Below are 9,553 nucleotides of genomic sequence, written 5' to 3'. Positions count from 1 at the left end.
ATCGATGCCGAGCGTGCGCATCGCCTCGACCAGCGGGCCGATCGGGCGCTTGCGCATATGTTCGTCGCCATCGACGATGACGGTGCCGTCGACCAGAGCCGCGGCCGCTGTCAGGAAGCGTGTCGCCGTGCCGGCATTGCCGAGGAAGAGCGGCGCCTTCGGCGGCAGCAGCCTGCCGCTGCCGGTGACGACGAAGCTGGTATCGTCAGGCTCGTCGATCGCGACACCCATGGCACGCAGCGCTTCGGCCATATACCGCGTATCATCGCTCTTCAGAGCCCCGGTCAGCCGGCTGGTGCCCTTCGCAAGGCCGGCGAGCAGCAGGGCGCGATTGGTGATCGACTTGGAGCCCGGCGGCATGGCGCGGCCGGAAAGCGGCTTGCCAGGCGGGATGATCGTGAGTTTGGCTGTGCGTGTCATGCTGTTTCTTCCGTCCATGGGGCGACCTTAAAGCGCGAAATGCTCTAGCCGGCCGCAAATCTGCCCTTGCTCTTAATCGCTTTCGGGCAAAGGCAAAATGCCGGATCGTCAGAATTTCACGGTGGGGACGGCGCGATCGGCCTCGTTGGTGATTTCGAAATATTCCCGTTTCGAAAATCCGAACTGGCCGGCGACGAGATTGGACGGGAAGCTTTCGACCTTGACGTTCAGGTCGCGGGCCGCGCCATTGTAGTAACGCCGCGCCATCTGCAACTCGCCTTCCATGGTTTCCAGCGAAGCCTGGAGCTCGGCAAAATTCTGGTTGGCCTTGAGATCGGGATAGGCCTCGGCGAGCGCGATGACACGACCGAGCGCCTGGCCGAGCAGGCCTTCCGCCTGCGCCCTGCCGGCGACATCGCCTGATGGAACGGCCTGCGCCTTGTTGCGGAGCTCAACCACCTCTTCAAGCGTCGACTTTTCATGGGCGGCATAACCCTTGACCGTCTCGATCAGGTTCGGGATCAGATCGGCGCGGCGCTTGAGCTGGACGTCGATGCCCGACCAGGCCTCTTCCGCCATCTGCCGCGCGCGAACCAGGCCGTTGTAGATGAAGATGAGATAGAGCGCGACCAGAACGATGACGCCAAGCGCAATAAACATCGCGAATTCCCCCGCAGCGAAGTAATGTCCGCGCGGAGACTACGCGGGTTTGCCGGCTGCCGTCAAACGCCGATATCCGCGACGATTCGGGGTGCCCGACCAGCCGTCGATATCGACGATACGGCTGGCAGGCTGTTGCGTTACGCCGCCTCTTTGCCCAGGTTGACGCCGCCGGAATCGGTCAGCAGGAAGGCTTCGCCGCAGGCCTTTGCGAGCGTGCGAACGCGCAGGATATAGCTCTGGCGCTCGGTGACCGAAATGACGCCGCGGGCATCGAGCAGGTTGAAGACATGGCTTGCCTTGATGCACTGGTCATAGGCCGGGAAGACGCATTTGTGCAGGCGCTGGTTGGCGTTGTCGCCGGGGGCGCCGGCATCGAGCAGCGCCCGGCATTCCTTCTCAGCATCGACAAAATGGCGATGCAACATCTCGGTATTGGCGAACTCGAAATTATGACGCGAATATTCCTGCTCGGCCTGCAGGAAGACGTCGCCATAGCTGATCTTCTCGTCGCCGTCGCGACCGTTGAAGTTCAGATCGTAGACATTGTCGACGCCCTGGACATACATGGCGAGGCGTTCGAGACCATAGGTGAGTTCGCCGGCGACGGGCGAGCATTCGATGCCGCAGACCTGCTGGAAATAGGTGAACTGCGAGACTTCCATGCCGTCGCACCAGCATTCCCAGCCGAGGCCCCAGGCGCCGAGCGTCGGGCTTTCCCAGTCGTCCTCGACGAAGCGGATATCATGCAGCAGCGGATCGAGACCGATCGCCGCCAGCGAGCCGAGATAAAGCTCCTGCAGATTTGCAGGGTTCGGCTTCAGGATGACCTGGTATTGGTAGTAATGCTGCAGCCGGTTCGGGTTTTCGCCATAGCGGCCGTCGGACGGGCGGCGAGACGGCTGAACGTAAGCCGCCTTCCATGGCTTGGGGCCGAGGGCGCGCAGCGTGGTGGCCGGGTGGAAGGTGCCGGCGCCGACTTCCATGTCGTAGGGCTGCAGCACCGCGCAACCCTTGTCCGCCCAATAGCTATGCAGGGTCAGGATCAGCGCCTGGAAAGAGCGCTTCGGGTTCATATGGTCTGGAATAGCTGACATCGAACGGCACCGATTGCTTGGGAATTATCGGCGCGACAGGTGCCATGGAGGGCGGCGGGGGTCAAGACTTTTGCAGCAATGAAGAGGCGTCGAATGCCGATGGGGAAGAGGAATTCCGCTGCCCCTCCCCCTCACCAACTGGGTGAGCGGCAGTGCGTGGCGACGCCTCTTATTCGCCCTCGCGCTTCAGCCGGTATTCTCCCGTCGCCGGATCCTTGACCAGCGTGCCGATTGCGCCGGTCTGGCGCTCCTTTTCAGCGCGGCGCGACTTTTCGGCGAGCTTACGGGCATCGGAGACGAAGCGGCGGTAAAGCCACCAGGCTGAGAAAACCAGGATCAGAATGGTAATTAACTGCGGCATGCCCCTCTCTTGCTCCCTTCAAAGCCCGAAACGACTCCACAATGCTCTCTCTTCCGCCGCTTCGACAAGCCCCGTTGCGAGACCGGATGCAGCACCCTCGAGCGAGACCGGCGACACGCCTGGAATCCGGCGACCGAACAGGCCGCGGCCGGCGGTGACGAGCTCCAGCTTGGTCTTCTGGCCGTAGCGCCTCTTCAGTTCTTGGCGCATGTCGCCGAGGCCATCGATGAGGCCGAGTTCGAGGCCGCGTGTGCCGCTCCAGAACAGGCCGGAAAACACCGCCGCATCGTCCCTCAGCTTGCCGGCGCGACGTTCGCGCACCATTGAGATGAAGACCTGATGGATTTCGAGCTGCAGGCTCTTCAGATACTCGATATCCTTTTCCTTTTCCGGCTGGAAAGGATCGAGGATCACCTTGTTTTCGCCCGCCGTATAGACGCGGCGTTCGACGCCGATCTTCTTCAGGAGTTCGGGAAAACCGAAGCCGCCGGAGACGACGCCGATCGAGCCGACGATGGAGGTGGCATCGGCAATGATCTCGTCACCGGCAAGGGCGATCATGTAACCGCCGGAGGCGGCGACATCCTCAACGAAGACCAGCACCTTCTTCTGCTTCTCGCGAGCGAGCTCGCGAATGCGGGTGAAGATCAGGCGCGACTGGACAGGCGAGCCGCCCGGCGAATTGATGGAGATGGCGACCGCCGGCGCGTCCTTCATGGCGAAGGCTTTTTCCAGAACCGGAGAGACATTGGCGAGATTGAGGGTCGGCCGGAACTGGCCGCCGCCGCTGATGATCGCCCCCTGCAGCCGGACGACCGGGATGGTGATGCCGTCCTTGCGGAACCGTTTCGGCAGCAGTTTTCTCAAGAATCCGGCCATTTCCCATCCTTCACTTCGGGTCGCACGATTGCAGTTTACGATCGGCATCCATGTATGCGCTGGAACGGCAAACGCAATGGCCGCGTTCCTGAAAATAGCAGGTTTGATTTTGTTGTTGCGAATGACTTGCATTATCATTCTAATTCGTCATAGTGCCCTGACGATAAAACAGGTGGAAATCGCATGGACGTCCTCAATCCGAATGCAAAGAGCGGCTGGCGGCACGAACGCGGAGAGGGATCGCTCTCCGATGTCTACCGCACCGTCGGAACCGGGCGTCACAGCTCGAGGTGGCGCAGGGCAGCAGCCTTCGCCGGGCCGGGCTACATGGTTGCCGTCGGTTACATGGACCCGGGCAACTGGGCGACCTCGCTCGCCGGCGGCTCGAAATTCGGATACGCGCTGCTCACCGTCGCACTGCTTTCCAACCTGATGGCGATTGTGCTGCAAGCGCTCTGTGCGCGTCTCGCGATCGCTTCCGGGCGCGATCTTGCGCAGGCTTGCCGCGACGCCTTTCCGAGATATGTCTCGGTACCGCTCTGGGCCCTTGCGGAAATCGCCATCATCGCCACCGATATCGCCGAGGTGATCGGCACGGCGATCGGCCTCAATCTGTTGATGGGCATCCCGCTCGAACTCGGCGTGCTGATCACCGCGCTCGACGTCTTCGTGATCCTCTTCCTGCAAAAGCTCGGCTTCCGCTGGGTGGAGGCCTTCATCATCGCGATGCTCGGCGTCATCGCGGTCTGCTTCGGCGTGCAGATCCTGCTTGCCGACCCACAGTGGGGCGCCGTCCTCACCGGCTTCTTCCCGACCACCGACATCGTCACCAATCCGGAGATGCTCTATCTGGCGCTCGGCATTCTCGGCGCGACCGTCATGCCGCACAATCTCTACCTTCACTCCGGCATCGTGCAGACGCGGGCCTACGGCCATACTGTTCCCGAAAAGAAGGAGGCGCTGACCTTTGCGACGATCGACTCGACGGTGGCGCTGTGTTTCGCGCTCCTGATCAACGCCTCGATCCTCATCCTTGCGGCGGCCGCCTTCAATGCGCACGGCAAGACCGACGTCGTCGAACTCGGCGAAGCCCATTCACTGCTGTCGCCGCTGCTCGGCCTCGCTATCGCGCCGACGCTCTTCGGCATCGCGCTTCTCTGCTGCGGCCTCAACTCGACGGTGACGGCAACGCTTGCCGGCCAGATCGTCATGGAAGGCTTCCTGAAGATCCGGCTGAAGCCCTGGATACGCCGGCTGATCACCCGCGCCATCGCCATCGTGCCGGCGGCGATCGTCACCATCTGGTACGGCGACCAGGGCACGGCGCAGCTTTTGATCCTCACCCAGGTGGTGCTCAGCCTGCAGCTTTCCTTCGCCGTCTTCCCGCTTGTCATGTTCACCGCCAGCAAGGCGAAGATGGGCGAACTGGTGGCGCCCCGCTGGCTGAGCGGCATCGCCTATCTGATCGCGGTCGTCATCGCCGGGCTGAACGTCAAGCTGCTCTTCGACTTTGTCACCGGCTAAAGCGTGAACTTACCACTCTAAAGCCTGGCGTAGGCCGCCCGGCCATTGTTGAAATCATCGACGAGAGGGGAGAACTTGTGGCTCCCCTCTTCGTGCATGATCAGAGGGGCGCGCAGCGACAGCCGCGCCCGCGATCCCTTGATACCAGTCACCAGGATACGGACGGCGTTTTCGCCCGGACGCGGGTGGATAGCGGTGATCTCGATGCCGCCGAAGCGCCGGCCGCAGGCTGCAACGATCTCGGCGATCGACTGGGGCCTGGCGATCAGCGACATTTGCCCGCCTGGAATCATGATCGCGCCGGCGGTGCGGATCCAGCTTTCGAACAGGCCGTCGGTCATCGCATGGGCTTCGGCCTTCAGCGCATCCGGCGTGCGCCGATCTCCGGCGTCGTTAAAGGGCGGGTTCATGATGACATGGTGGAAGCTTTCATCGGTGAGCCCGGCATCGTTGCGCGCCTTGGCGGTCAGCGTCACATCGGCCTCGACGACGCTGACGCGGTTGGCGATATGGGCATTGTCGGGCAAGAGGATGCTGCGGCGGGCATAATCGGCCATCTCGGCCGAGCGCTCGAAGAGCACCACTTGTGAATCGGCAAGCCGCGAGGCGACGGCAAGGCCGGCAGCACCGGCGCCGGCGCCGAGATCGGCAACCCTGACCGGGCGATCGTCGGCGACCAGAGCCGCAAGCAGCATCGCATCCATGCCGGAGCGATGGCCCCTGCCCTTCGGCTGCACCACATGAAAGGCGCCGCGATGAAAGGCATCGATGGTGTCAGCGGTTTCCCCGGTCATCGGAGCTCACTTCCGCTCGCGCAACTCGCCGCCGAGACCGGCATCGGTGAGGATGCGGCGCGCCTGATCGGCCATCTCCTCATCCACCAGCAGGCGACGCGACAGCATGCCGAGCGAGCCTTCCAGCACGCTCATGCCCTGGTCGGCGATGAAGCAGTGAATTCCCGCATCCTTCATCAAACTCTCGGCATAAGACAGCAGAACGGGGTCGTTGGCGCGGATAAGCTCATGCATTTGCCGTCGTTTTCCTTCCAATTTCGCTCAGCGCGACAATTCACCCCTTGCCGCGTCCATCGCCCCTTTCTATTGTCAGGTGCAAAGAATGAACAGGAGTCCGGGTCGTTGGGCGTGGTCATACCGCTTGAAGAAAGCAAAAACAAACTGGCATCCATCAAGCCATTGGTCGATCTCACCAGGGCGGACATGGAGCGAGTGAACCAGCTCATTCTGTCCAAGGCCGGCTCCGACGTGCAGATGATCCCCGAAGTGGCGAACCATCTGATCTCGTCCGGCGGCAAGCGGCTGCGGCCGATGCTGACACTGGCTTCCGCCTCGCTGTTCGACTACAGGGGCGAAAACCACGTCAAGCTCGCCACATCAGTCGAGTTCATGCACACGGCGACACTGCTGCATGACGACGTCGTCGACGAAAGCGATCTGCGCCGCAGCAAGCCGACAGCGCGGATGATCTGGGGCAACCAGGCAAGCGTGCTGGTCGGCGACTTCCTGCTCGGCCAGGCCTTCCGCATGATGGTCGATGTCGGCTCGCTCGATGCGCTCGACGTGTTGTCTTCCGCCGCCTGCGTGATTGCCGAAGGCGAAGTGCTGCAGCTTTCGGTCGCCAAGAACATGGAGACGACCGAGGACGATTATCTCTCCGTCATTCGCGCCAAGACGGCGGCTCTCTTTGCTGCCGCCGCCGAAGTCGGGCCGATCGTCGCAGAGGCCGGCCGCTCCGGCCGCAATGCGCTGAAATCCTACGGTATGAATCTGGGGCTCGCCTTCCAGCTCGTCGACGACGCGCTCGACTACGGCGGCAAGGCTGCCGATCTCGGCAAGAATGTCGGCGACGATTTCCGCGAGGGCAAGATCACCCTCCCTGTTATTCTCGCCTATCGCCGCGGCACCGAGGACGAGCGCGCATTCTGGCGCGATGCGATTGAAGCCGGCAACAGCACCGACGCCAACCTCGAAAAAGCGCTGGGGCTGATCACCAAATATGGCACGCTCAGCGACACGATCGGCCGCGCGATCCATTATGGCACGATCGCGCGAGACGCGCTTGCGCCGCTTCCGGATACGGTGTGGAAATCCGCCCTGATGGAAGTGATCGACTTCTGCATCGAGCGCGTCAATTGATCAAACGTCCTTGATCGCAGGCTGATTTTCTTGCGGCGCCGCTTCAAAAAAGCCATCCTGTTATGAATCAGTGATCGCAACTTGTTTTGCGGCCGGCACTATTGTCGGGACGCTGTCGAAGAAAGGTTTCCTAATGCGGCAGAGACTTGCCATCCGTCTTCTTACGAGCGCAGCGCTTGCAGCTGTCCTTTCGCTGGGCAGTGTCGGCGGCGTGAACGCCGAGGATGCGGCCAAGGCAGACGATGCCGGCACGGCCGCTCACTTTGATGCCGATAGCGTTACCAGTTTCTCCGGCGCCTTCCTCGCCGCGCGTACGGCCGATGTCGATCATGACTACGAAACGGCGATCGAGCTCTACAAGAAGGCGCTGCAGATCGAGCCCGGCAATCCCGAGATTCGCCAGCGGCTGATGATCTCGCTGCTGCTCAATGGCGACATCAAGGAGGGCGTCAAATACGCCAACGACCTGAAGGGCGATCCTTCCGTCGAGCGCATCACCACGATCGTGCGCGGCATGGATGCCGTACGTCGCGACGACTACAAGACCGCCGAGTCCATCCTGAAATATAAGGGGCCGAACGATCTCGACCGGATGATGAACGACCTGCTGCTCGCCTGGGCCCGCGTCGGCGCCGGCCGCGGCAAGGAAGCGCTCGCCATGGTCGAGAAGATGAAGGGGCCGGACTGGTTCCGCATCTTTCAGAATTACAATGCCGGCGCGATCGCCATCGCCATCGGCGACGTGAAGTCCGCCCGCCAGCATCTGAACGATGCCGTGCTCGACAAGGAAGGCGGAGCGACGGCGCCCGATACCTTCATGCGGGCGGTGATGGCGCTTGCCCGCCTCGAAGCAACACAAGGCAACAAGCAGAAGGCGCTCGACGCCGTTTCCGTCGGCGACAACCTGCTGCCGAACTACGCACCGCTGAATGCGCTGCGCGACAGCGTCGAAAAGAACGAGAAGCAGGAACAGCAGGTCAAGACGGCCGAAGAAGGGGCTGCCGGCGTGCTCTTCTCCGTCGGCGGCGCGCTGAACCGCGACGGCGCCGAGGATATCGTCTCGCTTTACCTGCAGACGGCCAATGCGCTCGATCCGAACAGCGCCGATACGCTGGTGCTGCTCGGCGGCATTGCCGAGAAGCAGAACCAGATGGACCGCGCCATCGCGCTCTACAAGAAAGTGCCGGAGAATTCACCGATGCGGCGCATCTCCGAGCTGCAGCTCGGCCTTGCCCTTGCCCAGGGCGGCAAGGTGGATGAGGCGCGCAAGCACCTGCAGGCGCTGATCGCCTCCGACCCGAAGGACATCCGCAGTTACCTCGCCTATGGCAGCGTGCTTTCCGACGCCAAGGACTACGAGGCGATGGCCACCAATTACGACAAGGCCGTCGATGCGATCGGCCCCATTCCCGGCCGCGCCAACTGGAGCGTCTTCTTCCAGCGCGGCATCGCCTATGAGCGGCTGAAGAAGTGGGACCAGGCGGAACCGAACTTCCGCAAGGCGCTGGAGCTCAATCCCGACCAGCCGCAGGTGCTGAACTATCTCGGTTATTCCTGGATCGACATGAACCGGAACCTCGACGAAGGTCTCGGCATGATCAAGAAGGCCGTCGATCTTCGCCCTGACGATGGTTACATCATCGATTCGCTCGGCTGGGCCTATTTCCGCCTCAACCGCTTCGACGATGCCGTCGACGAGCTGGAACGGGCCGCACAGATCAAGGCCGGCGACGCGACGATCAACGACCATCTCGGCGATGCCTACTGGCGCGTCGGGCGCAAGCTCGAGGCTGTCTACCAGTGGAACCGGGCGCTCAGCTCGGAGCCTGAAGCCGCCGAAATTCCGAAGATCAAGGACAAGGTCGCCAACGGCCTGCCTCCCGCCAGCGACGATGCCAAGGCGGCCGACAAGAAGCAGCCGGATCCGGCACCCGTCATCCCGCCGCCGGTCGACAAGAAATCCTGACGGGCGGGACGTTTGCCTGAAGAGGGCCCTGAAGAGGGCTTGGCCGCTTCGAGATCAAAGAAGTAGAGCATGATGTCGTCCGAAAACCGCTCAGACTTTTCGGCATCATGCTCCAGCATCTCCGAGGAAGCTCGCGCCAAAATCAACCTGGCCCTGCATGTGACGGGCCGGCGGCCGGATGGCTATCATCTGCTCGATATGCTGGTGACCTTCGCAGATCATGGCGACCGGCTGGACTTCATGCCGTCGCCGACCGACGAATTTACCCTGTCTGGCCGTTTCGGCGAAACACTTGCCGGCGACGGCGGCACTAACCTGGTGCTGAAGGCGCGCGATCTCCTGCGCGAGGCGATCGGTCCCCTCGCCTTTCCCGTCCGTATCCAGCTCGAAAAGAATCTACCGGTTGCCTCCGGCATCGGCGGCGGCTCGGCCGATGCGGCCGCGACGCTGCGTGGGCTGATGCGGCTCTGGGGCACGAGCTTGCCCGAGGAGG

At 62.4% G+C, this 9,553-nt stretch carries 10 protein-coding genes and 1 pseudogene; 4 read left to right on the top strand and 7 right to left on the bottom strand.

From position 1 onward, the window contains the following. The 5 genes from MOV76_RS36720 to MOV76_RS36700 all read right to left on the bottom strand — a co-directional run. Nucleotides 1-420: 3-phosphoshikimate 1-carboxyvinyltransferase (locus MOV76_RS36720; RefSeq protein ID WP_408988009.1), on the bottom strand; the 420-nt coding region annotated here is incomplete at its 3' end. Nucleotides 421-528: 108 nt separating this feature from the next. After that, the gene (locus MOV76_RS36715; RefSeq protein WP_018245022.1) at nucleotides 529-1,080 is read right to left on the bottom strand and encodes a LemA family protein; all 552 of its coding nucleotides are present in this window, start codon (nucleotides 1,078-1,080) and stop codon (nucleotides 529-531) included. A 140-nt stretch (nucleotides 1,081-1,220) separates the two neighbouring features. Next, a complete protein-coding gene (locus MOV76_RS36710) occupies nucleotides 1,221-2,177 on the bottom strand; it encodes a glycine--tRNA ligase subunit alpha (RefSeq protein ID WP_247266390.1) in 957 nt (318 codons plus the stop codon). Between the two features lie 169 nt (nucleotides 2,178-2,346). After that, a complete protein-coding gene (locus tag MOV76_RS36705) occupies nucleotides 2,347-2,538 on the bottom strand; it encodes a membrane protein (RefSeq protein ID WP_003556931.1) in 192 nt (63 codons plus the stop codon). A gap of 18 nt (nucleotides 2,539-2,556) precedes the next feature. Continuing rightward, nucleotides 2,557-3,417, bottom strand: a complete 861-nt coding sequence (locus MOV76_RS36700; RefSeq protein ID WP_024321292.1) for a S49 family peptidase — start codon at nucleotides 3,415-3,417, stop codon at nucleotides 2,557-2,559. A 183-nt stretch (nucleotides 3,418-3,600) separates the two neighbouring features. On the opposite strand from MOV76_RS36700, the gene MOV76_RS36695 reads away from it, so the two are divergent. After that, nucleotides 3,601-4,941 carry an Nramp family divalent metal transporter gene (locus MOV76_RS36695; RefSeq protein ID WP_018245019.1) on the top strand — a complete coding sequence of 447 codons (1,341 nt, stop codon included), beginning with the start codon at nucleotides 3,601-3,603 and terminating at the stop codon, nucleotides 4,939-4,941. A gap of 17 nt (nucleotides 4,942-4,958) precedes the next feature. On the opposite strand, the gene MOV76_RS36690 is transcribed toward MOV76_RS36695, so the two are convergent. Then, complete coding sequence (locus MOV76_RS36690) at nucleotides 4,959-5,735, bottom strand: tRNA1(Val) (adenine(37)-N6)-methyltransferase (protein ID WP_018245018.1); 777 nt, start codon at nucleotides 5,733-5,735, stop codon at nucleotides 4,959-4,961. A 6-nt stretch (nucleotides 5,736-5,741) separates the two neighbouring features. Then, on the bottom strand, nucleotides 5,742-5,969 hold the full coding sequence (locus MOV76_RS36685; protein WP_003545870.1) for a DUF2007 domain-containing protein: 228 nt from the start codon (nucleotides 5,967-5,969) through the stop codon (nucleotides 5,742-5,744). Nucleotides 5,970-6,077: 108 nt separating this feature from the next. Here MOV76_RS36685 and MOV76_RS36680 point away from each other — a divergent pair, with 108 nt between their 5' ends. The 3 genes and pseudogenes from MOV76_RS36680 to MOV76_RS36670 all read left to right on the top strand — a co-directional run. Next, complete coding sequence (locus MOV76_RS36680) at nucleotides 6,078-7,094, top strand: polyprenyl synthetase family protein (protein ID WP_018245017.1); 1,017 nt, start codon at nucleotides 6,078-6,080, stop codon at nucleotides 7,092-7,094. A 133-nt stretch (nucleotides 7,095-7,227) separates the two neighbouring features. Beyond that, nucleotides 7,228-9,060 (top strand): tetratricopeptide repeat protein, encoded by a 1,833-nt coding sequence (locus MOV76_RS36675; RefSeq protein WP_018449355.1) that lies wholly within the window; start codon nucleotides 7,228-7,230, stop codon nucleotides 9,058-9,060. A 69-nt stretch (nucleotides 9,061-9,129) separates the two neighbouring features. Continuing rightward, nucleotides 9,130-9,553, top strand: a pseudogene (locus MOV76_RS36670) (4-(cytidine 5'-diphospho)-2-C-methyl-D-erythritol kinase); the annotation flags it as partial.

Origin of the sequence: Rhizobium sp. PRIMUS64 (assembly GCF_023006465.1) — a bacterium.
Taxonomy (GTDB): Bacteria; Pseudomonadota; Alphaproteobacteria; order Rhizobiales; family Rhizobiaceae; genus Rhizobium; species Rhizobium leguminosarum.
The sequence above is the reverse complement of the archived record's forward strand: the minus strand, read 5'-3'. Positions and strand labels throughout refer to the sequence as shown.

Coding starts and splice junctions, on each gene's coding strand:
- MOV76_RS36715 (WP_018245022.1), bottom strand. CDS start 1,080: ATGTTTATTGCGCTTGGCGTCATCGTTCTGGTCGCGCTCTATCTCATC.
- MOV76_RS36710 (WP_247266390.1), bottom strand. CDS start 2,177: ATGTCAGCTATTCCAGACCATATGAACCCGAAGCGCTCTTTCCAGGCG.
- MOV76_RS36705 (WP_003556931.1), bottom strand. CDS start 2,538: ATGCCGCAGTTAATTACCATTCTGATCCTGGTTTTCTCAGCCTGGTGG.
- MOV76_RS36700 (WP_024321292.1), bottom strand. CDS start 3,417: ATGGCCGGATTCTTGAGAAAACTGCTGCCGAAACGGTTCCGCAAGGAC.
- MOV76_RS36695 (WP_018245019.1), top strand. CDS start 3,601: ATGGACGTCCTCAATCCGAATGCAAAGAGCGGCTGGCGGCACGAACGC.
- MOV76_RS36690 (WP_018245018.1), bottom strand. CDS start 5,735: ATGACCGGGGAAACCGCTGACACCATCGATGCCTTTCATCGCGGCGCC.
- MOV76_RS36685 (WP_003545870.1), bottom strand. CDS start 5,969: ATGCATGAGCTTATCCGCGCCAACGACCCCGTTCTGCTGTCTTATGCC.
- MOV76_RS36675 (WP_018449355.1), top strand. CDS start 7,228: ATGCGGCAGAGACTTGCCATCCGTCTTCTTACGAGCGCAGCGCTTGCA.